Here is a 24,710-nt window from a genome sequence, read left to right as displayed (position 1 = left end):
CGATGGATATGTTCTCCAATCTCGCACTGGGCTTCGGCGTCGCGTTGACGATGAAGAACATCGCGCTCTGCTTCGCCGGCTGCCTCGTCGGCACGCTGATCGGCGTGCTGCCCGGCGTCGGGCCGATCGCGACGATCTCGATCCTGCTGCCGATCACCTTCGGCCTCGACCCGACCGGCGCGCTGATCATGCTCGCCGGCATCTATTACGGCGCGCAATACGGCGGCTCGACCACGGCGATCCTGGTCAACATCCCCGGCGAGGCGACCTCGGTCGTCACCACGCTGGACGGGCACCAGATGGCGAGACAGGGCCGCGCCGGCGTCGCACTCGGCACGGCCGCGATCGGCTCCTTCTTCGCCGGCTGCGTCGCGACCCTGATCATCGCCGCGCTCGGCGCGCCGCTGACCAAGATGGCGCTGCTCTTCGGCCCGGCCGAGTATTTCTCGCTGATGGTGATGGGCCTGTGCTTCGCAGTCGTGCTCGCGCGCGGCTCGATCCTCAAAGCCTTCTGCATGATCATGCTCGGCCTGCTGTTCTCGACCGTCGGCACCGACCTAGAGACCGGGCAGGAGCGCCTGACCTTCGGCATCGCCTCGCTCTCGGACGGCATCGACTTCTCGGTTTTGGCGATGGGCGTGTTCGGCTTCGCCGAGGTGCTGCGCAACCTCGAAAGCCCGGAGGCGCGCGACGTCGTCAAAGGCAAGATCGGCCGGCTGCTGCCGGACTGGAACGACATCAAGCAAGCGACCGCGCCGGTGCTGCGTGGCACGGCGATCGGCGGCATCCTCGGCATCCTGCCGGGCAACGGCGCCGTGCTCGGCCCCTTCGCCAGCTACACCATGGAAAAGAAGATCGCCAAGGACCCCTCCCGCTTCGGCAAGGGCGCGATCGAGGGCGTGGCGGGGCCGGAATCGGCCAATAATGCCGGCGCGCAGACCGCCTTCATCCCACTGCTCACGCTCGGCATCCCGCCGAACGCGGTGATGGCGCTGATGGTCGGCGCGATGACGATCCACGGCATCATCCCCGGCCCGCAGGTCATGACCCGCAACCCGGAGCTGTTCTGGGGCATGATCGCCTCGATGTGGGTCGGCAACCTGATGCTGCTGGTCATCAACCTGCCGCTGGTCGGCCTGTGGGTCCGGCTGCTGCAGGTGCCCTACCGGCTAATGTTCCCGGCGATCCTGATCTTCTGCTGCATCGGCATCTACTCGGTGAACAACCAGCCGCTCGACGTCGCCTTCACGGCGCTGTTCGGCCTGTTCGGCTACCTGCTGATCAAGCTCGGCTTCGAGCCGGCGCCACTGCTGCTCGGCTTCGTGCTGGGCAAGCTGATGGAAGAGAAGCTCCGGCAGGCGCTGATCATCTCGCGCGGCTCGTTCTGGACCTTCGTCGAGCGGCCGATCTCGGCGGGACTGCTGCTGGTCGCCGTGGCCGTGCTCACCATCGCGCTCTTGCCCTCGATCTCGAAGAAACGCGAGGAAGTCTTCACCGAATGACGGGGTTGCCGCCCCGGCGGCGTCCCCCCAGTTTCATCTCAAGCCAATCCCAGGGAGGAATACGCATGAAGAAGCTCGTTCTCGGCCTTGCCGCCGCCGCCACGCTGGCCGTTGCCGGCGGCGCACAGGCGCAGGCCTACCCGACGAAGCCCGTCACCATGATCGTGCCCTTCGCCGCCGGCGGGCCGACCGACATCATCGCCCGCATCGTCGCCGACCACATGTCGAAGACGCTCGGCCAGCAGATCGTGATCGAAAACGTCGCCGGCGCCGGCGGCACGACCGGCATCGCCCGCGCGGTGACTGCCGCGCCGGACGGCTACACCATCGCGATGGGCCATCTCGGCACCTTCTCGGCGGCGCCCGCCACCTATCCCGGCCTCAAGTACGACCCGATCAACGGCATGCAGACGATCGGCCTGGCCGGCGGCACGCCGATCCTGATCGTCGCCCGCAAGAACCTCGAAGCGCCCGATCTCAAGGCCTTCGTCGCCGCCGTGAAGGCCAATCCGGACAAGTTCAACGAAGCCCATGCGGGCCTCGGTTCGGTGTCCTGGACGACCTGCACCCTGCTCAAGGGCATCCTCGGCACGCCGAAGATCAATGCCGTTGCCTATCGCGGCACGGGTCCTGCCCTGAACGACCTCGTCTCCGGCCAGGTCGACTTCATGTGCGACCAGATCGTCTCGGTCGCCGAGCAGGTTCGCGCCAATACGATCAAGGCCTATGCCATCGCCTCGGCCCAGCGCTCGCCGGCCCTGCCCGACGTGCCCACCACCAAGGAAGCCGGTCTGCCCGAGTACCAGATCGAGGCCTGGAACGGCATCGCCGGCCCGAAGGGCATGCCGAAGGAGGCCGTGGACAAGCTGGTCGACGCGCTCGGCAAGGCGCTCAACGACGAAGGCACCAAGAAGCGCCTGCTCGACCTCGGCACCGTGCTGCCGACAGCCGAGGAGCGAACCCCGTCCGGCTTCGCCGCGCTGATCAAGCGCGACGCCGACAAGCTGACGCCTGCGCTCTCGGCCGCGCCGAAGCAGTAAGCTTCCAGCGCTCTCAGACGACGATGCGGCGGGCCCTTATGGCCCGCCGTTTTCGTTTCCGGCATCGCGTTCATCAGGTACGAATATGGGTCAGGCTTCTGCTCTGACCCGCCAAAGCCTTGTTCTGGAAAGCTTTTCCTAGGTCCATTTCCGGGCGTTAACATCTCGTGACCCGATTTCCGGGAACTGTTCCCGCGCGCCTTGGTTGTCCCGCCGAAGATTAGCTTCGAAAGGAGACATCCCATGTTCAAGAAGCTTGCTATCGTTGCCGCCCTGGCCATCACCCCGGCGGTCGCCTTTGCCCAGAGCCAGCCCTCGGGCGGCGCGGTCGGCGGTGCGACCAGCGGCGCTGCGGCGGGCGCGGTTGGTGGCGCCGTCGTCGGCGGTCCTGTGGGCGCCGTGGTCGGCGGTGTCGGCGGTGCCGTGGTCGGCGCGATCGTCGGCGATGCGGCTTCGCCGCGCTTCCGCACCTATGTCGTCGAGCAGCGCGTGCCGTCCTACACCTATGCCGAGCCGGTCGCGGTCGGCACGGTCTTGCCGCAGCAGGGCGTCGTCTACCACCAGCTGCCGGCCGATTACGCGCCGAACGCCTCGAACTATCGCTATACGGTCGTGAACGACCGCACCGTGATCGTCGAGCCGCAGACGCGCCGCATCGTCCAGATCATCGAGTGATCCGGCACCTCGATTCAGGCGGCACCTGAATCGGTTGGAAAGCCCGCCCCTAACCGGGCGGGCTTTCTGTCGTTCGGATATTGCGAGGCGTCAGCGGGTTCCGAACATGCGGTCCCCGGCATCGCCGAGGCCGGGGACGATATAGCCATGGTCGTTCAAGCGCTCGTCGATCGCCGCGGTCCAGATGCGGACATCGGGATGGGCGCCGCGCAGGCGGGCGATGCCCTCAGGCGAGGCCAGAAGGCAGACGAAGCGCAGGTCCTTGGCGCCACGCTCCTTCAGGCGCTCGACCGCCGCGACGGCGGAGTTCGCGGTCGCCAGCATCGGGTCCATCACCACGATCATGCGGTCCGCGATATCGGAGGGCGCCTTGAAGTAATACTCGACGGCCTGGAGCGTGTCGGGATCGCGATAGAGCCCGATATGGGCGACGCGGGCGGCCGGGACGAGCTCCAGCATGCCATCGAGGAAGCCGACGCCGGCGCGCAGGATCGGGGCGAAGACCATCTTCTTGCCGGAGATGACCGGCTGCATCGATTTCTGCAGCGGCGTCTCGATCTCGATCAACTCGGTCGGCAGGTCGCGCGTCACCTCGTAGCAGAGCAGCATGCCGATCTCGTTGAGGAGCTGGCGGAAACTCTTGGTGGAGCGATCCTTCTCGCGCATCAGCGTGAGCTTGTGCTGGACCAGCGGATGGTCGACGACGGTGACGCCGTCCTGGCTCGAAGTCATACGCCGGTTACCCCTCTATCTCTCGGACTTGGCTTACCCTCAAAATACCGTGCCATCGCTGACGATGGTCAAGGGCGGGCCGCCATCCACACGCTTTTCGCGCGCGATCCGGCGCCCGGCCGCCCAGGTCCCGCCTTCGAGCACCTTGGCGAGCGGCAGTTCCTCGCGCGAACGGCCGAGGCGCTGGCGGATGAGAGCGCCGACCTCGTCGAGCAACGCGACGGTCAGCGCCCGCCATTCGACCACGAGGGGCGACGAGACCTCGTGCGCCTTCGCACGGTCCGCCTCGTCCTTCAGCGCGATGACGCCGCTGTCGAGGAAGAGCCCGCCATTGCGGTATTCCGGCAGGCCGGTCATCTCGTCGATATCGACCACGGTGATGCCGGCCCATTCCAGCGGCTCGATCAGCGAATAGGTCAGCCATTGCGAGAGCTTGTGAAAGGGCACGAGCCCCTCGGTCGGCTTGCCCGGCGCTATCAGCGGATGGCGCCAGGTATCGCCGAGCGCAATACCGGCCAATGTCAGGCGCGACGGCCAGATGCCGCCGAAGGTGCCGAGCACCTCGCCGAGCATATGTGGCGCCCGCAGCGTGCCGGTCTCGGCTGATGCCGCGAAGCGGTCGAACAGCGCGCCAGGACGAGACAAGCCCTGCCTTTCGAGTTCCTCGCCGAGGCGGTTGAGCAGGGCGGCACGGCCTTCGAGCGCCAGCAGCGGATTATCCGGGCCGGCCTGGAAGCCGCGCGCCAGAGCCGCCGCGTCGAGCCGCTTCAGGCCGGCCGCATCGGCCTGCAAGGGCTTGGCGGGATCGCTGGAGAACAAGCCGGCGGCGAACATGTCGAGCGAGGCCAGCGCCAGCCCCTCGGAGCGGCCGATCTCGCGACCGGTCGCGGCATCGCGATAACGCCAATCGGGGCCGGCGCCGGCATCGAGCAGGACGCTGACGACAGCGAGATCATAGGCGGCGCGACCTCGTGCGGCGGGGTTGGCGAAGCCGGCGGTCTTGTCGAGCTTCTGCCAGCGATCCTCGCCATCGACAGTGAAATGGCGCCAGCGGGCATGGAAGGGGATGTCGAGCGTCGGATAATTCGCGCGGATCGTCTCCAGTACGTAGCCGGCGCAGGCCTCGAGCCGGTCCGGATGCACGCTGAAATGCAGGAGCTGGCCGGCGAGCCCGAGCTCCAGCATCTCCTGTGCGCGCTCGCGCACGGCAGCGGGTTTCAACAGGGCGCGGAACGCCTCGGGATCGCGGTCGGGCATCATCAACTCGGGCAGGCGTGACGGAATCAGAACTTGTCGAGGTCGCGGCCGACAGTCGATTTCAGGGCGTTGTCGCCGGGCGCGCCGTCGGGCGAGTAATAGCCTGCGGCCTTCTTCGCCTCGATCTCGACGGAGGCATCGGGCGGGATCAGCTCCGGCGGGATCGCGACGCGCTCGCCGATGGTGATGCCGCTCTCGACCATGGCGTCGTATTTCATGTTCGACATCGACATCAGCCGGTCGATATGCGTGACGCCGAGCCAGTGCAGCACATCCGGCATGAGCTGCTGGAAGCGGGCATCCTGCACGCCGGCGACGCATTCGGTGCGCTCGAAATAGGTCGCCGCGGAATCACCACCTTCCTGGCGCTTGCGGGCATTGTAGACGAGGAACTTGGTGACCTCGCCGAGAGCCCGGCCCTCCTTGCGGTTGTAGACGATCAGCCCGACGCCGCCGCTCTGGGCCTCCTTCACGCATTCCTCGATGCCATGCGTGAGATAGGGCCGGCAGGTGCAGATATCGGAGCCGAACACGTCGGAACCGTTGCATTCGTCATGGACGCGGCAGGCGATGCGCGCCTTCGGATCGGCGAGCCGCGAGGCTTCTCCCATGACATAGGCCGTGATCGAGCCGATCGGCGGCAGGAAGACCTTGAGATCCGGCCGCGTCACCAGCTCGGGATACATGCCGCCAGTCTGCTCGAAGAGCGTGCGGCGCAGATCACTCTCGGTCGCGCCGAAGCGCTCAGCGATGCCGGGCAGATACCAGACCGGATCGACCGCGATCTTGGTGACGCTGATATCGCCGGACGCGTGCAGGATATGGCCGTCGGCCGCGAGACGATGCACGCCCATCGCGGCGAGGATCTCGGGGAGGTTGAGCCTGGCCTTGGTGATCGCGATCGAGGGGCGGATGTCGATGCCCTCGCCGATCAACTGGCCGAAATCCTGCGCGACTGTGTGCCCGAACGGATCGAGCGAAACGATCCTCTTCGGATCGCCCCATTGCGGCTGCGGCAGGATTTCCGCCGTCGGATAGGTGTTGGTCAGGTCCGGACGCTGCGAGGGGTTCATCGCGCGGGCCGAGATCGCCAGCGCCCGATACACCGAATACGAGCCGCCATGGGCACCGATGACGTTGCGGTCGGCCGGGTTGGTCGTGGAGGCGATGATCGGGCCGCGCTCAGTGGCGGTGGCAGCGCCCCATCGGATCGGGAAGCGCGCGGCGGCGCTGCCCGGCTCGGGGTGGGAAGTCAGCCTGATATGGCCGTTGCGGTTCGGCGCGTTCATCGCGGTCACGTCCTGAAACGGAAAAGGGCCCCGGACGGGGATCGTCCGGGGCCCTCTGGACCTCGTGAAGTCTGAACCAGCGCGGTGACGCCGTCAATCGCCTTAGAAAACAGCGAGATAGCGCAGCAGCGAGATGATGCCGATCACGATCACGATGATCTGCACGACGTTCTTGATCTGCCCATCGAGCGGCAGCATCCGCACGAGGTAGAGCACGAGGCCGATGACGAGAACGGTGATCAGCAGCGAAATCAGAATGGACATGCTTTCAGCCCTTTATCTCGGCCGGTAGCCGGCCCCCCGGAGCCCAGCCGCGACGCATTCGCGGCTTGTCAGCCCCGCCGACAGAACGTCGCAGGGCGGGGATTGGTTCCGGAAGCGGGTTTGCCGGCGAAAGGCGTTAGTGGCGGTTTTCAGGGAGCGTGCGGGAGCCACAACAGAAAACCCCTCTCCTGTAAGGAGAGGGGTAGGGGTGAGGTGTCGGCCGCTGGACCAGTTCAGCGCCAAACCAACCGCGGGCGCGGTTAGGGCAGAGCACGGGCGACCAACGGCCTACCCCTCACACTGCCCTCTCCCTACGGGAGAGGGTTCCCCGCGGTACCCGCGCCTTACTTAGCCCGCGATGCGATCGAAATCCGCGACCGCGCGCGTCGCCTGGCGAAGCTGGTTGAGCAGCTTCAGGCGGTTGGCGCGCAAGGCCGGATCGGGATCGTTGACCGTGACCTTGTCGAAGAAGGCATCGACCGCCGGGCGGATTTCAGCGAGCGCGGCCATGGCGCCCTCGTAATCCTCGTTAGAGACGGCAGCCTCGGCCTTCGGCGTCGCCTGCGCGAGGGCGACGGCGAGCGCCTTCTCCTCGATCAGGCCGGCCTCGGCGATGAGGTGGAGGTCGGGAGCAGCGGCAAAGGCGCCCTCCCCGTCCTTCTTCTCCTCGGCCTTGAGGATATTGGCGGCGCGCTTGTAGCCCGCGAGCAGGTTCCTGCCGTCCTCGGTGTCGAGGAAGCGGCCAAGTGCGGCGACACGGCGGGTGATGAGGAAAAGATTGCAGCTTCCCGGCGCGATGACGGCATCGATGATATCGTGCCTGGTGCCGATTTCCCGGAGATGAACCCGGAGGCGATCCTGGAGGAACAGGCGCAGATCGTCGCTGATGGCGGGGTCATGCTCATCGACGAGCCGCAGCCATTCGGGCTTCTCGTCACGGCTCGCGGCGATCAGCGCGCGCGCCTGCTCACCGAACATTCCGCTGGTAGCGGCTGCGGACAGGATGGCGCCGAGTTTTTCGGGAGCCGATGGTGAGGAGCCGATCTGGTGACGCAGCAACTGCACGTCGTTGAAACGGTCGATCGAGAAGTTCAGGCCGTTTTCCAGCACGATCCTGATCACGCCCAGCGCAGCCCGTCGCAGCGCAAAAGGATCCTTGCTGCCGGTCGGCTTTTCGTCGATCGCCCAGAAGCCGGTGAGCAGATCAACCTTGTCGGCCAGCGCCACCGCCACCGAGACCGAATCCGTCGGGATGCGGTCTGTCGGCCCGAGCGGCTTGTAGTGCTCCTCGACCGCTGCGGCGACCGAAGCGTCCTCGCCCTGGAGCTCGGCATATTTCCGGCCCATCAGGCCCTGCAACTCCGGGAACTCGCCGACCATCTCGGTCGGCAGGTCGGCCTTGGCGAGCTTGGCGGCGCGCTCGGCCTTGTCCGGGTAGGCACCGACGATCGGGGCCAGGTCCTTCGCCAGCGCCGCGATGCGCTGGACGCGCTCGCCTTGCGTGCCGAGCTTGGCGTGGAAGACGACGCCGAGCTTGTCGAGCTTGGCCATGCGCTGGTCGAGCGGCTTGGCGAGATCGAGCCCGAGCTTCTCGGCGCTGTCCTTGAAGGTGCCGAGGTCCGGCAGCGAGCCGCGATCGGTCTGCCAGAAATAGGCGGCGTCCGAGAGGCGCGCGCGCACGACGCGGCCATTGCCGGCGGTGATCGCCACGCCACCATCGCTGGCGACGAGGTTCGAGACCAGGATGAAGCGGTTGGCGAGGTTGCCGGTCGCCGGATCGCGCAGCACGAAGCATTTCTGGTTCGCGCGGATGGTGGCGCGGATCGCCTCGCCGGGGATATCGAGGAAGCGCTCCTCGAAGGAGCCCATCAGCACGACCGGCCATTCGACGAGGCCGGCGACCTCCTCCAGCAGCCCCTCGTCCTCGACGAGATCGAGCCCCTGCGCGAAGGCAAGGTTGCGGGCATCGGTGAGGATGATCTCCTTGCGGCGGTCGGCATCGAGCACGACCTTCGCCTTCTCGAGCGAGCTCACATAGTCGTCGAGGCGCTTCACCGTGATGGGCGCAGGCGCATGGAAGCGATGGCCATAGGTGACATTGCCCGAGACGATGCCGTCGACCGCGAAGGGCACGATCTCCGGGTCCTCGACCTCGGCAGCGCCGAAGGTGCAGAGGATCGAATGCAGCGGGCGGACCCAGCGCAGGCTCGCGCCGGCCGCCGAGGCCTTGCCCCAGCGCATCGATTTCGGCCAGGGGAAGGCGCGGATCACGGCCGGCACGATCTCGGCGATGGCCGCGACGGTTTCCTGGCCAGGCTTCTCGATGATGGCGACGTAGCTGTCGCCCTTCTTCGGATCGCTGACGATGGTCGCCTGGTCGAGCGAGGTCAGGCCGGCAGCCTTGAGGAAGCCCTGCACGGCAGCGTCGGGCGCGCCGACGCGCGGACCCTTGCGCTCCTCGCGCACGTCGCGGCCGCGCACGGGCAGGCCGGCGATGTGCAGCGCGAGACGGCGCGGCGTCGCGAAGGCCTTGGCGCCCTCATAGACCAGGCCGCGCTCGACCAGCGCATCGGTGACGAGCTTCCTGAGGTCATCCGCCGCCTTGCGCTGCATGCGCGCGGGGATTTCTTCCGAAAACAATTCAAGGAGAAGATCGGGCATCAGTTCGCTCCGCCGCCGTCGGTCTTCAGCCAGGCCGCACCGCAGGCCTTGGCGAGCTCACGCACGCGCAGGATGTAGCTCTGCCGTTCGGTGACCGAGATCACGCCGCGCGCATCGAGCAGGTTGAAGGTATGACCGGCCTTCAGGCACTGGTCATAGGCGGGCTGGACCATGAGATGGCGGTCGCCGGCCTCGCCCTTTCGCAGGAGGGCGCGGCACTCGGCCTCCGCCTCGGCGAAGCGCCGGAACAGGGCATCGGTATCGGCGTGCTCGAAATTGTAGCGCGAATATTCCTGCTCGGCCTGCAGGAAGACATCGCGATAGGTGACCTTCTCGTCGCCCTCGAGCCCGTTGAAATTGAGCTCCATGATGCTCTCGACGTTCTGCAGATAGCAGGCGAGGCGTTCGAGACCGTAGGTCAGCTCGCCGGATACGGGCGCGCATTCGATGCCGGCGACCTGCTGGAAATAGGTGAACTGGCTGACTTCCATGCCGTCGCACCAGCATTCCCAGCCGAGGCCCCAGGCGCCCAGCGTCGGGTTCTCCCAATCGTCCTCGACGAAGCGGATGTCGTGCAGCAGCATGTCGATGCCGATCGCTTCGAGCGACTGGAGGTAAAGTTCCTGCAGGTTCGGCGGGTTCGGCTTCAGGATGACCTGGAACTGGTAATAATGCTGCAGCCGGTTGGGGTTCTCGCCATAGCGGCCGTCCTTGGGCCGGCGCGACGGCTGGACATAGGCCGCCCGCCAGGGCTTCGGCCCAAGCGAACGCAGCATCGTGCCGGGATGGGAGGTGCCGGCGCCGACTTCCATGTCGTAGGGCTGCAGCACCACGCAACCTCGCTCGGCCCAGAAGCGCTGCAGCGTCAGCAGCAGCCCCTGGAAGGAGCGGGTCGGATCCATCGCCGGGGAAGAAGCCGGGATGGTGGAAAGCGAGAGTGGCGCGGGGGCGGACAAGTGCCTGCAACCTTCCGATAACAAGGGGATGGTGCGGTGATTAGGGTTCGTATCCGCCAGGGTCAAGCGCGGGCCGGAACCGAACGCGGACAGGTTTCGTTCATAACCGGTCTGATATCGACACAACCAACCGCATGGTTCGCGATGTTCGGGGCGAGCATTTGATGCCGGGCCGGCGGCTGTAAAAACCTAAGGAGTAAGCCCATGTTGACAACCCGCATCATTGCCGCCGCGTTCGGCGCCGCAACCTTGCTCGGTGCCGCCATGAGCAGCGCCCCGGCCTCCGCGGCCCCGATTTCCGCCGGCACGACCTTTGCCGCCGGCGCCGAAACCGGGCTCGTCCAACAGGCTTGGCATCGCGGCCGGCCGCATTACGGCCCGGGCCGCCCGCATGTCCGCCGCTGCTGGACCGAGACCCGCCGCTTCTGGAACGGCCGGCGCTGGGTCGTGCGCCAGCATCGTATCTGCCGCTAAGCCGGCCTCCCGCCGGTTTCGACTGGGCGAGCTGAACGGCGCCGTTTCGCGCCGTTCAGCAGCAACGGCCTCGCCTTCCGGCGGCAACGACGCGTCACCCATCGGCACTGCCGATGGCTCGATCGACGGAGAAGACCATGTTCCGGACAGCGCTTATCGCGACCGCCGTGGCGGGTGCCCTCGGGGGCTTCGCCCTGACGGCCGCCTCTGCCCCTGCGGCTCCGGCTAGCGCTCAGGCAGGCCAGACCACGCAGGCTGGCGAAAACCTGGTCGAACAGGCTCAATACCATCGCGGCCCGCGCCGCCATTATGGCCCGCGCCCCTCCTATCACCGCCCGCGCTGCTTCTGGTCCGAGCGGCGTATCTGGGACGGCTGGCGCTGGGTTGTCCGCCCGGTACGGGTCTGCCGCTGAGCGGCAGCAAGCATGGCCGCATTGCGGCCATTGGCTGAAGGCAAGGTGAACGGCGCGATCCCATACCGTTCAGGTTCGACGACGTAATGTCACAACTCAAGGGCGGCGTTTCATCCGACGGCAAGCGTTGCCGACGCCATCTCATGGAGGTTTTCATGTTTCGGACAATCATCGTCACGGCGGCGACCGCCGGTGCGCTGGGCTTGGCCGGCCTCGGCAGCACCTCTGCCTCCGCGGCTCCGGTCGGGGCCGCTCCGATCGCGGCCACTGCCGACGCGAGCGAAGGCATGGTCCAGGAGGCGCAGTATTATTACGGCCCGCGCCGCTATTACGGGCCGCCGCGCTACTATGGCCCGCGCTATTACGGCCCGCGGCGCTACTATGGTCCGCCGCGCTTCTATGGTCCGCGGCCCTATTACGGCCCGCCGCGCTTCTACGGCCCGCGTCCCTATTACTGGTAATCGGGAGCCAGGCGCGCGCGGCCGCGATGCACCGCATCGCTAAGCGGCGTCAGCCGTCCGTCGGCGCCATTGATTACGAAAGCCGGCAGCAAAGCTGCCGGCTTTTTGCTGTTCAGGACGGCGGTGACGATGATCCGGATCGCCGGCTTGTCGGCGAAGGCATGAACCGGCCGGATCGCGACCGCACCGAAACCGGTTTGGAGACCGGCCAGCACCTCCGGCAGTGCCTCCGCCGTGTGAATGAGCGCCAGATGCCCCCGGGGCCTGAGCAGGCGCCGGGCAGCCCGCAGCCACGGTTCCAGGGCACCCTCGGCCATATGGGCCGCCTTGCGATTCGGAACCGGCGAAGCCCTGCTCCCGCCCGGCGGGTAGAAGGGTGGGTTCATCGCGACCGCATCATATGAGGCGGCAGTCAAGCCGAGCCCGGAGAGAATCGCGGCGCGCGCCGTGACATCGCCGGCAACGGCCGTCGCGCGTCCGGCCATGTCGTTGAGCCCGGCATTGCGCGCCGCCAGCGCGGCAAGCTCCGGATCGCGCTCCAGCAACGTGACACGCAGATCGGGCTGGGCCAGCGCAGTCGCGAGGCCGACCGTGCCCACGCCCGCGCCGATATCGAGCAACGCACCCTGCCCAAGCTCCGGCAAGGCAGCTGCCAGCAGGATCGCGTCGCTGCCGGCGCGATGGCCCTTGCGCGGCTGGAGCAGCCGCAACCGGCCATCGAGCAGGCGATCCTCGACGATCTCGCCCAGCGCCGAGGCTTCCCCGATTTCACTCATCGCGGAGTTCGGCGCCGTAGCCGGCCTCGACCAGCAAGGCGCGAGCACGCTTGCGGTCGGCCTCGCGCACCAGCAGGCGGCGCGGGAAGGCGCCGATCATGCCTTCAAGCGAGCTGATATGCTGGTCGGCGATCAGGCAATCGAGATTGGCGGAGGCCAGCAGCGCCTCGACGGCGCCGAGCAGGATAAGATCATTGGTGCGCATGAGTTCGTGCATGGCTCCATGGAGCCCAAGCACCCCGCCCCGCGCAAGAGCCGAGCGCTTTCAGGCCCCCGCTCACGCAAAGGTGCGGCGTCGCGCCGGTTTGCAGGGGCTGGCGTCCCATGCGACGGTTGTGGCATGGCAAGCGCGCGCCGTCCGGCGCGAGTATCCGACTTGGAGTGCGTTCAGTGGGTGTCGTCGTCTCCCTCGAGGAACGGGAATCGAACCAGGCCAGCATCGAGCCGCTGGTCGGGCTGACGCGCGATGACATGGCGCGGGTCAATGCGATGATCCTGTCGCGCACCGGCTCCGACGTGACGATGATCCCGGAGGTCGCCAATCACCTGATCTCGTCTGGCGGCAAGCGCCTGCGGCCGATGTTGACGCTCGCGATGGCCGATCTCTGCGGCTACCAGGGCGAAGGCCACGTCAAGCTCGCGGCTTCCGTCGAGTTCATGCACACCGCCACGCTGCTGCATGACGACGTCGTCGACGAGAGCGACATGCGCCGTGGCAAGCTCGCGGCCCGCATGCTCTGGGGCAACGAGGCGAGCGTGCTGGTCGGCGACTTCCTGCTCGGCCAGGCCTTCAAGATGATGGTCGAAGTCGGCTCGCTGCGCGCGCTCGACATCCTGTCGACGGCCGCCTCCGTGATCGCCGAGGGCGAGGTGCTGCAGCTTTCGGTCGCCAAGAACACGGAGACGACCGAGGACGAATACCTCTCGGTGATCCGCGGCAAGACGGCCGAGCTCTTCGCCGCCGCCTGCGAAGTCGGGCCGGTCATCGCCAATTCCTCGAAGGCCGATGCCGCCGCCTGCCGCAGCTACGGCCTCAATCTCGGCATCGCCTTCCAGCTCATCGACGACGCGCTCGACTATGGCGGCGTTGCCGCCAAGCTCGGCAAGAATACCGGCGACGATTTCCGCGAGGGCAAGATCACCCTGCCCGTCGTGCTCTCGTTCCGGCGCGGCGACGAGGCTGAGCGCGCCTTCTGGAAGCGTACGCTGCAGGACGGCGAGATTCGCGACGGCGACCTTGAGGAAGCGCAGGCGATCATGCGCCGGCACAAGGCGCTCGACGACACGATCGCCCGGGCCGAGCATTATGCCCGGATGGCCAAGGACGCGCTCGGCCTGTTCCCGGCCTCGCCGATGAAGCAGGCGCTCAACGCCGCCGTCGATTTCTGCGTGGCGCGGGCGCATTGAGCAGCCCACCGGCCGTCAGTTCAGCAGCGTCGGCTTGATCCACCAATCCGGCCGCTCGCGCTGCAAAGCCTTCGCCGCAGCGGCGCTGGCCATGCAATCGTCGAACAGCGCGTAGCAAGTCGCGCCGGAGCCCGACATGCGCGCGAGCCGGCAACCCGGCAGCGCCGCAAGCCGTTCGAGAACCTCGCCGATCACCGGCGCGATGCGTTGCGCCGGCGGGGCAAGATCGTTGGTCGTTGCTGTCAGGTGCCCAAGAAGCTCGCTGGCCGATGCCGGCGCTGCAAGGTTGATCCTACGCGCTTCGGCAACCACTTCACCGACCTTGAGCCCGAGCGCCCGGAACACCCCGACGGTCTCGACCCCCACACCCGGATTGACCAACACCGCGAAGAGCCGCGGCAGGCTGAGCACCGGACCAAGCTTTTCGCCAATACCGGCCATCAACCGCGCCCGCGAATCGAGGCAGACCGGCACATCGGCGCCGACGCCCGCAGCAACCTGCCGCAGCAGCGGATCGGTTAGCGCGATGCCGTTCAACCGCGCGAGCAGACGCAGCGCCGCAGCCGCATCGGCCGAGCCACCGCCGATACCGGAGGCGACCGGCAATCTTTTCACGAGATGGAAGCGCCCCAGACTCAGGCCAGGACGCGCGGCAGCGAGCGCACGGGCCGCCCGCAGGATGAGGTTGCCGTCATCGACCGCCAACCCTTCGGAGCGGGGCCCGGTGAGCGTGAGAGATAGCGGCGCGCCCGGATCGAGCGAGAGCGTATCGCCCACGCCTGCGAAGGCGACGAGGCTTTCGAGCTCGTGATAGCCGTCGGCACGCCGGCCGAGCACGCGCAGGTCGAGATTGACCTTGGCGCGGGCGCGCGTGGTCAGCGGCAGGGCCACGGCGTCAGGCCGGCGACGCGAGAGCGTCAGCCGCCATCCTTCTTCGGGGCTTCGGTCGCATTGGCCGAAGGCTCCTCAAGACCGCGATCGATCTTGCGCAGGATCTTCTCCAGGTCCTCGGGCTCGGGCTTGAGATCGCGGGCGTGGTTCCACTGGAACTTGGCCTCGAGCTGGCGGCCGGTGCGCCAGTAGACGTCGCCGAGATGGTCGTTGATGACCGGGTCGGAGGGGCGCAGCTCCGAGGCGCGCTCGATCTCGCGCGCCGCATCCTCGTAGCGGCCGAGGCGGTAATAGGCCCAGCCCAGCGAATCGATGATGTAGCCGTCGCGCGGCCGCAATTCGACGGCGCGGCGCAGCATGTCGAGCGCCTCGTCGAGCTTGAGATGCTTGTCGACCAGCGAATAGCCGAGATAGTTCAGCACTAGCGCGCGCTCACGGCCGAGCGGATCGGGCAGGAGTTCCAGCGCCTTGCGCAGGTCGGCCTCAGCCTCAGGCCAACGATTGATGCGCTCGCGGGCGATGCCGCGGAAATAGAACAAGTCCCAGTTGGCCCGGCCCGGCGAAGCGAGCTTCGAGATCGCCTTGTCATAGGCCGCCGCGGCCTCGGCGAACTGCTTGCGCGAGCGATAGATGTTGCCGAGCGCCGAGAGCGCGTCGACATCGTCAGGACGCTCCGCGATGACCTTGTCGAGATGCTTCACCGCCTCTTCGGGCTTGCCGAGATTCTCCAGCGCCAGACCGGCCTGGATTTCGGCATTCGGGCGCAGCGGAGAGGTCGCCGGCATCTTGTCGTAGACGGCGACGGCATCTTCCGGCTGGCGCGCGCGCTCGAGGATGTCGCCGAGCGTCAGGATGGCGAGGTCGTGGCCGGGATCGAGATAGATCGCCATGCGCAGGTAGAGCAGCGCGGCAGCTTCGTCGCCCTGGCGATTGCCGGCGCTGGCGAGGCCGTAGAGCACCTCGGCCGCGCCCTGCTGCGGCGTGGAGATCTGGCGCGGCGGCTGCTCCTTCTTGCCGACCAGCGCCATGCCCTCGCGGATGATCGGATGGTTCGGCAGCAGGCGGTCGAAGCCGGCATAGGTCTCGGCTGCGCCGTTGAAGTCGCCGTTGCGGGCCTGGAAGCGCGCCCAGAGATCGACGAGGCGGAGCGTGGTCTTCTCGGCGTCATAGGCCGATTTCAGGCGCTTCTCGGCATCGGCCCGGCGGCCGGCGGCGTCGAGGATCAGGCCGGCATGGTAGTCGCGGAAAAGATTGTAGGAAGGCTCGCCCTTCAGGCGCTCCAGCGTCTCGATGGCGCGCTTGGGATTGTTCGAGCCGAGATAGGACCAGGCCGAGAGCAGGGTCGCGGTGATGTCGGCCGCGCGACCCCTGCCCCCGCGCTGGAGATGGTTGCGCGCGGTCTGGTAGCTCTTCTGCTTGATCGAGCGGATGCCGATGACGAGCTGGGCGAGGCCGTTGCTCGGGTCCTGCTGGATCAGCTTGTCGGCAGCCCGGAAGGCGTCCTGCATGGCACCGTCGGCCAGGAAGGCGACGAAGGCGCGCTCGGTCAGATCGTTGTTCTGCGGATCTTCCTTGATCGCCTCGCGCAGATAGACGGAGGCCGCGCCGAGATCGCGCGAGGCGCCGGCGACGATCGCGGCGAGGTAGTTACCCTCCAGGCTATCACCCGGCTCAAGCGAATCAGCCGAGCGCGACTGGGTCGCGCCCTGGGCGGCGGCCACGGCTGGCAGGAACATCAACAGCGACAACGCAGCAGCCGTGCCGGAGGCACGAACCTTCTTCAATAATGTCACGACTGCCATTCTCCCTCGGCCCGCAGCCTCACCATCTCGGGGCGCACTCTTCAAGCGGACCGTGATCGCTTCGCGTAGGCCGCCAAGATGGCGGTTTCCGGGCGGGCGGGCAAGCCGGCCTCCCCATGAATGCGGCGGTTTCGTAGCAGCTGCGCAACACCTGGTGGAATCCCGGTGACGAAGGGGCCGGCACAAGAAAACGGCAATCATCCGCTAGGGATATCGTGTCTATATTCGGCTCGCTTGCGGTTCCCGCAGCGATTCCACTGGGACTATTCCAATGAAGAAGATCATTCTGAGCGTTGCCGCCGTCGCGCTTCTCGGCGGCTTCGTCGCCGGCTGCGCCAAGGAAGAGACCAAGCCGGTCGCCCCGATCGTCCGCAAGGGCTGATCAGACCGGTTTTAACGACAAAGGGCGCGCCGGCAGGCGCGCCCTTTTTGATTCGTCAGGCAAGTAAATCGCGGCGATCACATATTCGCGTAACCGGGGCCGCCGCCGCCTTCCGGCACCGTCCAGGTGATGTTCTGGGCGGGATCCTTGATGTCGCAGGTCTTGCAGTGGACGCAATTCTGCGCGTTGATCACGAAGCGCGGATTGGTCTTGGTCTCCGCGTTCTCATAGACGACCTCGTAGACGCCCGCCGGGCAATAGAGCCGCGCCGGCTCACCATAGAGCGGCAGGTTCTGCGAGATCGGAACCGACGGGTCGGTCAGCTTGAGATGCGCCGGCTGGTCTTCCTCGTGATTGGTCGAGGACAGGAAGACCGAGGACAGCTTGTCGAAGGAGATCTTGCCGTCCGGCTTCGGATAGGTGATCGGCGTGACCTCGGCGAGCGGCTTCAGCGTCGCGAAATCCGGCTTGCCGTGCTTGAGCGTGCCGAAAGGCGACCAGCCGAAGAGCTGGTTCAGCCACATGTCGATGCCGCCGAGCCCGATGCCGAGGAAGGTGCCGAACTTGGACCAGAGCGGCTTGACGTTGCGGACGCGCTTCAGGTCCTTGCCGATAGCGCTGTCGCGCCAGCTATTCTCGATCTCGACGACCTCGTCATGCTGGCGACCCGCCTGCAGCGCCGGCACGAGCTTCTCCGCCGCGAGCATGCCCGACAGAATGGCGTTGTGGCTACCCTTGATGCGGGGAACGTTGACGAAGCCGGCCGCGCAGCCGATCAGCGCACCGCCCGGGAAGGTCAGCTTCGGCACCGACTGGAAGCCGCCCTCGGTGATGGCGCGGGAGCCATAGGCGATGCGCTTGGCGCCCTCGAAGGTGTCGCGGATCAGCGGATGGGTCTTGAAGCGCTGGAACTCGTCGAAGGGCGACAGCGTCGGGTTCTGGTAGTTCAGATGCACGACGAAGCCGACGGAGACGAGATTGTCGTCGAAATGGTAGAGGAACGAGCCGCCGCCGGTCTTGTTGTCGAGCGGCCAGCCGAAGGAGTGCTGGACGCGCCCCTTGTGGAATTTCTCCGGCTTGACCTGCCAGAGCTCCTTCAGGCCGATGCCGTATTTCTGGGGCTCGCGGCCCTCGTCGAGAGCAAACCGCTTGATCGCGATCTTGGAGAGCGAGCCGCGCGCGCCCTCGCCCAGCAGCGTGTAGCGGCCGCGCAGTTCCATGCCGCGGGTGAAGCGATCCGAGACGGTGCCGTCCTTGGCGATGCCCATGTCGCCGGTGGCGATGCCGGCGACCGAGCCATCCTCGTTGAAGAGCAGTTCGGCAGCGGCGAAGCCCGGATAGATCTCGACGCCGAGCGCCTCGGCCCGCGCGCCCAGGAACTTCGCGACCAGCCCGAGCGAGCCGACGAAATTACCGTGGTTGTTCATCAGCGAGGGCATGCCGAAATTCGGCAGGCGGATGCCGTTCGGCTGCGTCAGGAAATAGAAGATGTCTTCCTTGACCTCGGTGGTCAGGGGGCGATCGGGATCCTCGCGCCAGTCCGGCACCAGCTTGTCGAGGCCGATCGGATCGATGACCGCGCCGGAGAGGATATGGGCGCCGACCTCGGCCCCCTTCTCGACCACGACGACGGTAAGGTTCTCGTCGAGCTGCTTCAGCCGGATCGCGGCGGCCAGGCCAGCAGGACCCGCGCCGACGATGACGACGTCATAGTCCATGCTCTCGCGCGGTTCGCTCTGCGCTTCCTTGAGATCCATCCTGCCCTCCGCCTCAGCAACCGCGCCGCTTGATAGTTTATATATGAACTATTTCGCCGGGTCGTTCAATGCCGGCTTTCGTCCAGTCTGGAACCCCTCTATCCAAGCGTGCGTTCCATTTTGCAACTGCGTCGGCTCGCGAAGCGGCCTTGCAGGGTATAGGATACCCCTATGAGCCTGTCCGATGCAGTCGGCCCCGACGCGCCCGATCCCTATGAGTTGCTGAGCTGGTACGCCGAGATGGGCGTGACCGAGGCGCTCGACGAGACACCGCGAAACCATTTCGCCGATCCGGTTCCCGCCGGCGGCAACGGCCAGCCGCGCCTGCGCCCCCTGCCCGGCCGCCCGGCTGCACCGGTGCGGCCTATGACGGCGGCTGCGACGGCTCCGGACGACGCGACGGTCAGCGCGAAGGCATTGGCGCGAGAGGCCCGCACGCTCGACGAGCTGAAGACCGCGCTCGCCGGGTTCGAAGGCTGCGCGCTGAAGGCCACCGCCAAGAACCTGGTCTTCGCCGACGGCAATCCGGAAGGCCGCGTGATGATGGTTGGCGAGGCACCCGGCGCCGATGAGGACCGGATCGGCCTGCCCTTCGTCGGACGCTCCGGCCAGTTGCTCGATCGCATGCTGGCAGCGATCGGGCTGAGCCGGAAAGACGACGTCTATATCGCCAACATGCTGCCCTGGAGGCCGCCGGGCAACCGCACGCCGACGCCGCAGGAGGTCGCGATCTGCCTGCCCTTCATCCAGCGCCAGATCGAGCTTGCCGACCCCGACATCCTGGTCTGCGTCGGCGGCCCCTCGGCGCAAGGTCTGCTCGGATTCACCGGCATTCTGCGCTCGCGCGGAAAATGGGTGGAATACGACACCGGCGCGCGACGCATCCGGGCGATCGCGACGCTGCACCCGGCCTATCTGCTACGGCGACCGCTCGACAAGCGCCTCGCCTGGCGCGACCTGCGCGCGCTAAAGGCGGCGCTCGACGGGAAGAATTGACGCAGCGACGTTGCGCGCAGGGGCGGCGCAAGGCAGAGTTACATTAGATCACATCCAGAAGCGCCCCAGCGGGCGTTCCCCAGCGCCTTGACGGCGTGGCCGACGGAGTTCTGCGATGGTCATCGATGCATTTCTGCTCTCACGCATCCAGTTCGCCTTCACGGTTTCCTTCCACATCGTCTTTCCCGCCTTCACGATCGGGCTTTCGGCCTATATCGCGACGCTGCTCGGGCTGTGGCTGAAGACGGGCGATGCGAAATTCCATCTGCTCGCGCGCTTCTGGACCAAGATCTTCGCGGTCTCCTTCGCCATGGGCGTGGTTTCCGGCATCGTGCTGTCCTACCAGTTCGGCACCAACTGGAGCCGGTTCTCGACGGCGGTCGGCAACGTCATCGGGCCTCTGATCGGCTACGAGGTGCTCTCGGCCTTCTTCCTCGAGGCCTCCTTCCTCGGCGTCCTGCTGTTCGGCTGGAAGCGCGTGCCACCCTGGCTGCACTTTCTCTCCGCCGTCATCGTCGCGGGCGGCACGGCGCTCTCCGGTTTCTGGATTCTCTCGGCCAATAGCTGGATGCAGTATCCGGCCGGGCACGAAGTACGCGACGGCATCGCCTATCCCGTCGACTGGATGAAGATCGTCTTCAACCCGACCTTCCCCTTACGCTTCGCCCATATGATGACGGCCGCCTATCTCACGACCGCCTTTGTCGTGCTCGCGACCGGGGCGCGCCACCTGCTCGCCGGGCACCGCACCGAATCGGCCAAGACGATGGTGCGGATGGCGATCCTGATGATCGCGCTCACCGCGCCGCTGCAGGCGGTGATCGGCGACTTCCATGGCCGCGATACCGCGACCTACCAGCCGGCCAAGCTCGCCGCGATCGAGGCGCACTGGGATTCGTCGAAGCCCGGCGCGCTCGTGCTCTTCGCCTGGCCGGACGAGAAGGCCGAGCTCAACCGGTTCGAGATCTCGATCCCCGGCGTCGCCAGCCTCGTCACCCACGGCAGCATGAACGCACTGTTCCCGAGCCTGAAGGACTTCAAGATCGAGGACCGGCCGCCCGTGCTCATCCCCTTCTTCGCCTTCCGGGCGATGGTCGGGATCGGCGTGCTGATGATCCTGTTCGGTTGGGTCGGCGCCTGGCTCTGGCGCAAGGGCACCGTCTTCGAATCGCGGCGCTGGCTCTGGCTCGCGCAATACACCTGGCCGGCCGGCTTCATCGCCATCCTCTCCGGCTGGTTCGTGACCGAGGTCGGGCGCCAGCCCTGGCTGGCGACAGGCATCATCCGCTCCGCAGACGCGGTCTCACCGGTCACGACGCTGCAGGTCGCGATCTCGCTTGCGCTGTTCGTCTGCGTCTACTCCGTCGTCTTCACGGCCGGAATCCTGCTGATCAACCGCCTGATCGACAAGGGGCCGGACGAGATATCCGGCGAGGATGCGCCCGAGCAGCCATCGCAGCGCCCGCTCAAGGCGGCGCAGGGGGAGGCCGCCGCGATCTTCGGCGACGGCAAGCCCGGCGACGACAAGATCCAGCCCGCGATCTGAGGAGACGACCCATGGAATGGTATCTCCCCGTGATCTGGGCCGGGCTGATCGGCACCGCCGTGATGCTCTATGTGGTGCTCGACGGCTTCGACCTCGGCATCGCCATCCTGTTCCCGACGACGAAGGACGAGGGCGAGCGCGACCAGATGATGAATTCGGTCGCGCCGTTCTGGGACGGCAACGAGACCTGGCTGGTACTGGGCGGCGGCGGGCTCTGGGTCGCCTTCCCGCAGGCCTATGCCATCATCATGCCGGCCTTCTACATCCCGGTGATCCTGATGCTGCTGGCGCTGATCTTCCGTGGTGTCGCCTTCGAGTTCCGCTGGGTCGCCAAGCCGCATCACCACCGCTGGGACCTCGCCTTCTGGCTCGGCTCCACCGTCGCCGCCTTCTCGCAGGGGCTCATCCTTGGCGGGCTGATCCAGGGCATCACGGTCGCGAACGGCCAGTTCGCCGGAGGCCCGTTCGACTGGCTGACGCCTTTCACCGTGATGTGCGGCATCGGCGTCGTGGTGGGCTATGCCCTGCTCGGCGCGACCTGGCTGATCTTCAAGACCGAAGGCCCGGTCGCGGAGCGGGCGCGCCGGCAGGCCAGGGCGCTGCTGCTCGCGCTGATGGGCTTCGCCGCGCTGGTTTCGCTGTGGACGCCCCTCGCCCATCCGCGCATCGCCGAGCGCTGGTTCACGCCGGGCAATCTCGCCCTGCTCTGGCCCTTCCCGGTGCTGACGGCGTTCTGCGGCTACATGGCCTGGAAGCGGCTCCACGGCGCGCATGAATTCACGCCCTTCGCCTTCACCATCGCGATCTTCCTGCTCTGCTTCCTCGGGCTGTCGATCTCGAACTTCCCCTATCTCGTGCCGCCCTCGGTCACGATCTGGGATGCCGCCGCCGCGCCGTCCTCCCATATCTTCGTGCTGATCGGCGTCGCCTTCCTGCTGCCGATGATCCTGTTCTACACGGCCTTCGTGTACTGGACCTTCCGCGGCAAGGTCAGGGCCGATAGCGGCTACCACTAAGAGTCTCCAACAAGACCCGGAGGGGTCTCGATGGAGGCTCTCAGGAACCGACGCGGTCAGCCGGCGTTCAGGAGCAGCTTGCAAAGACGACTTGAGTTCCCTGCCTCTCCCAGCGAGATTGCGGGGACGCTTCGTCGGGGACGCCTTCATGCAGTGGGAAGATTACCGCCAGTCCGAAAATCTCGAGGACAGGCGCGGCAGCGGCGGCGGTTTCGCCGGCATGCCCGGCGGGCGCGGCGGCGTCGGCATCGGCACGATGGTGGTGCTGGGCCTGCTCGGCTGGGCGCTCGGCATCGACCCGCGCCTGCTCATCGGCGGAGCCGAACTGATCGGCGGCATCGGCGGGCGCCCGCAGACGCAGGAGACACGCCGCTCCTCCGGCCCGCCGCAGGACGAGATGGGCCGTTTCGTCTCGGCCGTGCTGGCGCAGAACGAGGATATCTGGTCGAAGATCCTGCCGCAGCAGGCCAATATCCGCTACCAGCCGCCGCGCCTCGTGCTGTTCTCGGGCGTCGACCGCTCGGGCTGCGGCACGGCGCAGGCGGCAATGGGGCCATTCTATTGCCCGGCCGACAAGAAGGTCTATCTCGACACCTCCTTCTTCCAGGAGATGCAGCGTAAGCTCGGCGGCGGCGGCGACTTCGCCTATGCCTATGTCGTCGGCCACGAGGTCGGCCACCACATCCAGAACCTGCTCGGCATCCTGCCCAAGGCCAACCAGCTGCGCGAGCGCTCCTCGGAGCGCGACGCGAATGCGATCTCGGTCAGGATCGAATTGCAGGCGGACTGCTTCGCCGGCGTCTGGGCCAATAACATTCAGGCGATGGGCCGGCTCGACCAGGGCGATATCGAGGAAGCGCTGCGCTCGGCTGCGGCGATCGGCGACGACAAGCTGCAGCAGGCCTCGCAGGGCGTGGTCGTGCCCGATTCCTTCACGCACGGCTCGTCCGCCCAGCGCACGAAATGGTTCAATGTCGGCTTCCAGTCCGGCTCGATGCAGCGCTGCGACACGTTCCGGAACCCGGTCTAGGGCGGCACGCGCTCTGTCTTTCGTCGAGATGGGCCCTGCCGCATAAATTACAGGAGACCTCTCATGTGCCGTTTGCTGATCGCCGCGGTGCTGCTTGCCGCCGGCGCAACCATGATGGCGCCGGCTGCGTCCGCATCCTCCGTGAGCGAGGCGCTTCCGGCGGCGACCGCCGGGCAGCTCGACGGACAGCCGATAGCCTTCACCGCCAGCGCCGCCAGGCGCGAGCGGATGATGACCATCCAGCAGAACATGGAAGAGCAGCGGCGCTTTGGCCGCAGCGGAGGGCGCGGCTACGGCGGCGGCTACTACAATCGCGGTTACGATCGGGATCCCAACTACCGGCGGCGTCCCGGCAACCTGCCGCCTTACGGCTATCGCCGTCCTCATTCCAACCGGTGGTAATCGGGCAAGCTCGCAAAACAGAAAGGGCCCGAACAGGGCCCGCGACGTTCACATGCTGCGCGGAGGGCTGCATCCAGCCCTCCGCTTCGTTTTCATGGAGCCTTCAGCTCCAGAATCCTTCCTGATGCACGCGAGGCGAGAACGTATCCTCGTCCTCTTGCTGTTCCTCGCGTTTGTCCTCTTCGCGCTCGGCTTCAAACGCTGAACAGGAATCGTGCCGGTCAAGCATGGGTCTCTCCTTTCGAAGGTCTGAGGGAGGTGCTTTGGGCAACCGTCAACATATGAACTTATGCTGCATTGCACAAGTTCCGATGCGAAACGCGATCTGCCATGCGCCCGAAGCATGACCAGCCGATGACAATAAGGAGGGTGCGAACGGCTTAGCCGGCCCGTTCCCGCAGGACCGGCAACCGCAGCGGTGCCCGGTCGATTCGGCCGGCCGCTGCCGCCGCGCGGAGCATGACGAGGCCGGGCCCAAGGCCACGCCCGCCCAAGGAGAAAGCCAGCCGCTCGCGCAGGGATGCGGCAATCCCGCTTGCCGGAATCAGGGCCGGCTTCGCCGCCGCGACCAGCAGATGGCGCTCCACGGCCTGCACCCAATGGGCCTGCGGCACGTCGCCGGCATCGAACAGGACGATACGCTCGCCCCGCGCACCGGCCGCGCCATCGCGCCAAGCGCTGCCATTGCCCGCGCGCAGATAACGGGCGCCCGTCGCATCAGCGGCGCGCTCGGTCTCGGGCGAATCGATGGTGTCGACGATCACCGCATGGCCGAGAAAGCCCTCCGCCACCGCCGGGATGAGGACGGCAAGGGTCGCTGCGAGCGCCTGCTGGGAACCATCGCTGCGGATCACGGCTGTGAGCATGAGCGAAATCCTATGCCGCAACGCAGCATGCCACAATCCCGCCACTTGCCTTTTGTTCTCTATATGTTCACTCTACGTGAGACCAGAATGCGTCGATTCCCGGCGCGCGACCCGG

At 66.8% G+C, this 24,710-nt stretch carries 25 protein-coding genes; 12 read left to right on the top strand and 13 right to left on the bottom strand.

The annotated features are described in order from the left end of the window. The first annotated feature begins 2 nt into the window (after positions 1-2). The 3 genes from AC07NY_RS14235 (at position 3) to AC07NY_RS14225 (ending at position 3,217) form a co-directional block, all read left to right on the top strand. Positions 3-1,502 (top strand): tripartite tricarboxylate transporter permease, encoded by a 1,500-nt coding sequence (locus AC07NY_RS14235; protein WP_494584369.1) that lies wholly within the window; start codon positions 3-5, stop codon positions 1,500-1,502. Positions 1,503-1,567: 65 nt separating this feature from the next. Further along, positions 1,568-2,542 (top strand): tripartite tricarboxylate transporter substrate-binding protein, encoded by a 975-nt coding sequence (locus AC07NY_RS14230; RefSeq protein ID WP_494584368.1) that lies wholly within the window; start codon positions 1,568-1,570, stop codon positions 2,540-2,542. A 243-nt stretch (positions 2,543-2,785) separates the two neighbouring features. Beyond that, positions 2,786-3,217 carry a DUF1236 domain-containing protein gene (locus AC07NY_RS14225; RefSeq protein ID WP_494584367.1) on the top strand — a complete coding sequence of 144 codons (432 nt, stop codon included), beginning with the start codon at positions 2,786-2,788 and terminating at the stop codon, positions 3,215-3,217. Between the two features lie 90 nt (positions 3,218-3,307). Here the strand turns inward: AC07NY_RS14225 and upp are convergent, their stop codons facing one another. From upp to AC07NY_RS14195, 6 genes are all read right to left on the bottom strand, one after another. Next, positions 3,308-3,949 carry a uracil phosphoribosyltransferase gene (gene upp, locus AC07NY_RS14220; RefSeq protein ID WP_257732500.1) on the bottom strand — a complete coding sequence of 214 codons (642 nt, stop codon included), beginning with the start codon at positions 3,947-3,949 and terminating at the stop codon, positions 3,308-3,310. Between the two features lie 39 nt (positions 3,950-3,988). Beyond that, positions 3,989-5,206, bottom strand: a complete 1,218-nt coding sequence (locus AC07NY_RS14215) for a URC4/urg3 family protein (protein ID WP_494584366.1) — start codon at positions 5,204-5,206, stop codon at positions 3,989-3,991. A gap of 26 nt (positions 5,207-5,232) precedes the next feature. After that, on the bottom strand, positions 5,233-6,495 hold the full coding sequence (locus AC07NY_RS14210) for a GTP cyclohydrolase II (RefSeq protein ID WP_494584365.1): 1,263 nt from the start codon (positions 6,493-6,495) through the stop codon (positions 5,233-5,235). A gap of 102 nt (positions 6,496-6,597) precedes the next feature. Beyond that, positions 6,598-6,759 carry a Thivi_2564 family membrane protein gene (locus AC07NY_RS14205; protein WP_091855869.1) on the bottom strand — a complete coding sequence of 54 codons (162 nt, stop codon included), beginning with the start codon at positions 6,757-6,759 and terminating at the stop codon, positions 6,598-6,600. Positions 6,760-7,107: 348 nt separating this feature from the next. After that, positions 7,108-9,420 (bottom strand): glycine--tRNA ligase subunit beta, encoded by a 2,313-nt coding sequence (glyS, locus tag AC07NY_RS14200; protein ID WP_494584364.1) that lies wholly within the window; start codon positions 9,418-9,420, stop codon positions 7,108-7,110. Continuing rightward, positions 9,420-10,322 carry a glycine--tRNA ligase subunit alpha gene (locus AC07NY_RS14195; protein WP_494584363.1) on the bottom strand — a complete coding sequence of 301 codons (903 nt, stop codon included), beginning with the start codon at positions 10,320-10,322 and terminating at the stop codon, positions 9,420-9,422. Before AC07NY_RS14195 ends, glyS begins: the two co-directional genes overlap by 1 nt. Positions 10,323-10,580: 258 nt before the next feature. Between AC07NY_RS14195 and AC07NY_RS14190 the strand changes: the two genes are divergently transcribed. The 3 genes from AC07NY_RS14190 (at position 10,581) to AC07NY_RS14180 (ending at position 11,724) form a co-directional block, all read left to right on the top strand. After that, entirely contained in the window at positions 10,581-10,850 is a 270-nt protein-coding gene (locus AC07NY_RS14190; RefSeq protein WP_494584362.1) for a hypothetical protein, read from the top strand. A gap of 137 nt (positions 10,851-10,987) precedes the next feature. Next, positions 10,988-11,263 carry a hypothetical protein gene (locus AC07NY_RS14185; protein WP_494584361.1) on the top strand — a complete coding sequence of 92 codons (276 nt, stop codon included), beginning with the start codon at positions 10,988-10,990 and terminating at the stop codon, positions 11,261-11,263. A gap of 155 nt (positions 11,264-11,418) precedes the next feature. Then, the gene (locus AC07NY_RS14180) at positions 11,419-11,724 is read left to right on the top strand and encodes a hypothetical protein (RefSeq protein WP_494584360.1); all 306 of its coding nucleotides are present in this window, start codon (positions 11,419-11,421) and stop codon (positions 11,722-11,724) included. Here AC07NY_RS14180 and AC07NY_RS14175 read toward each other — a convergent pair. Together AC07NY_RS14175 and AC07NY_RS14170 are read right to left on the bottom strand one after the other, a co-directional pair. After that, complete coding sequence (locus tag AC07NY_RS14175; RefSeq protein ID WP_494584359.1) at positions 11,715-12,500, bottom strand: tRNA1(Val) (adenine(37)-N6)-methyltransferase; 786 nt, start codon at positions 12,498-12,500, stop codon at positions 11,715-11,717. The genes AC07NY_RS14180 and AC07NY_RS14175 overlap by 10 nt on opposite strands. Further along, complete coding sequence (locus AC07NY_RS14170; protein WP_492284231.1) at positions 12,493-12,717, bottom strand: putative signal transducing protein; 225 nt, start codon at positions 12,715-12,717, stop codon at positions 12,493-12,495. The genes AC07NY_RS14175 and AC07NY_RS14170 overlap by 8 nt, the downstream gene beginning before the upstream one ends. 254 nt (positions 12,718-12,971) lie before the next feature. Here AC07NY_RS14170 and AC07NY_RS14165 point away from each other — a divergent pair, with 254 nt between their 5' ends. After that, on the top strand, positions 12,972-13,907 hold the full coding sequence (locus AC07NY_RS14165; protein WP_494584684.1) for a polyprenyl synthetase family protein: 936 nt from the start codon (positions 12,972-12,974) through the stop codon (positions 13,905-13,907). A 15-nt stretch (positions 13,908-13,922) separates the two neighbouring features. On the opposite strand, the gene AC07NY_RS14160 is transcribed toward AC07NY_RS14165, so the two are convergent. The 3 genes from AC07NY_RS14160 to AC07NY_RS14150 form a co-directional block, all read right to left on the bottom strand. Then, complete coding sequence (locus AC07NY_RS14160; protein ID WP_494584358.1) at positions 13,923-14,798, bottom strand: 4-(cytidine 5'-diphospho)-2-C-methyl-D-erythritol kinase; 876 nt, start codon at positions 14,796-14,798, stop codon at positions 13,923-13,925. Positions 14,799-14,824: 26 nt separating this feature from the next. After that, a complete protein-coding gene (locus tag AC07NY_RS14155) occupies positions 14,825-16,591 on the bottom strand; it encodes a tetratricopeptide repeat protein (protein ID WP_494584357.1) in 1,767 nt (588 codons plus the stop codon). Between the two features lie 468 nt (positions 16,592-17,059). After that, positions 17,060-18,739, bottom strand: coding sequence for an electron transfer flavoprotein-ubiquinone oxidoreductase (locus AC07NY_RS14150; protein WP_494584356.1), 1,680 nt, complete (start codon positions 18,737-18,739; stop codon positions 17,060-17,062). 171 nt (positions 18,740-18,910) lie between these two features. On the opposite strand from AC07NY_RS14150, the gene AC07NY_RS14145 reads away from it, so the two are divergent. The 5 genes from AC07NY_RS14145 (at position 18,911) to AC07NY_RS14125 (ending at position 23,729) form a co-directional block, all read left to right on the top strand. Continuing rightward, on the top strand, positions 18,911-19,735 hold the full coding sequence (locus AC07NY_RS14145) for a uracil-DNA glycosylase (protein ID WP_494584355.1): 825 nt from the start codon (positions 18,911-18,913) through the stop codon (positions 19,733-19,735). A gap of 115 nt (positions 19,736-19,850) precedes the next feature. Next, positions 19,851-21,281 (top strand): cytochrome ubiquinol oxidase subunit I, encoded by a 1,431-nt coding sequence (locus AC07NY_RS14140; protein ID WP_494584354.1) that lies wholly within the window; start codon positions 19,851-19,853, stop codon positions 21,279-21,281. An 11-nt stretch (positions 21,282-21,292) separates the two neighbouring features. After that, positions 21,293-22,297, top strand: coding sequence for a cytochrome d ubiquinol oxidase subunit II (gene cydB / locus AC07NY_RS14135; RefSeq protein WP_494584353.1), 1,005 nt, complete (start codon positions 21,293-21,295; stop codon positions 22,295-22,297). Positions 22,298-22,445: 148 nt separating this feature from the next. Next, positions 22,446-23,327: a KPN_02809 family neutral zinc metallopeptidase gene (gene ypfJ, locus AC07NY_RS14130; RefSeq protein WP_494584352.1), complete on the top strand. Its 882-nt coding sequence runs from the start codon at positions 22,446-22,448 to the stop codon at positions 23,325-23,327. A 63-nt stretch (positions 23,328-23,390) separates the two neighbouring features. Then, positions 23,391-23,729, top strand: coding sequence for a hypothetical protein (locus AC07NY_RS14125; RefSeq protein ID WP_494584351.1), 339 nt, complete (start codon positions 23,391-23,393; stop codon positions 23,727-23,729). Positions 23,730-23,832: 103 nt separating this feature from the next. Here the strand turns inward: AC07NY_RS14125 and AC07NY_RS14120 are convergent, their stop codons facing one another. Both AC07NY_RS14120 and AC07NY_RS14115 read right to left on the bottom strand, forming a co-directional pair. After that, on the bottom strand, positions 23,833-23,958 hold the full coding sequence (locus AC07NY_RS14120) for a hypothetical protein (protein WP_257732482.1): 126 nt from the start codon (positions 23,956-23,958) through the stop codon (positions 23,833-23,835). 151 nt (positions 23,959-24,109) lie between these two features. After that, positions 24,110-24,595, bottom strand: a complete 486-nt coding sequence (locus AC07NY_RS14115; RefSeq protein WP_494584350.1) for a hypothetical protein — start codon at positions 24,593-24,595, stop codon at positions 24,110-24,112. Positions 24,596-24,710 lie beyond the last annotated feature (115 nt).

The organism is Allobosea sp. GW821-FHT09G06, assembly GCF_059416005.1.
The sequence above is the reverse complement of the archived record's forward strand: the minus strand, read 5'-3'. Positions and strand labels throughout refer to the sequence as shown.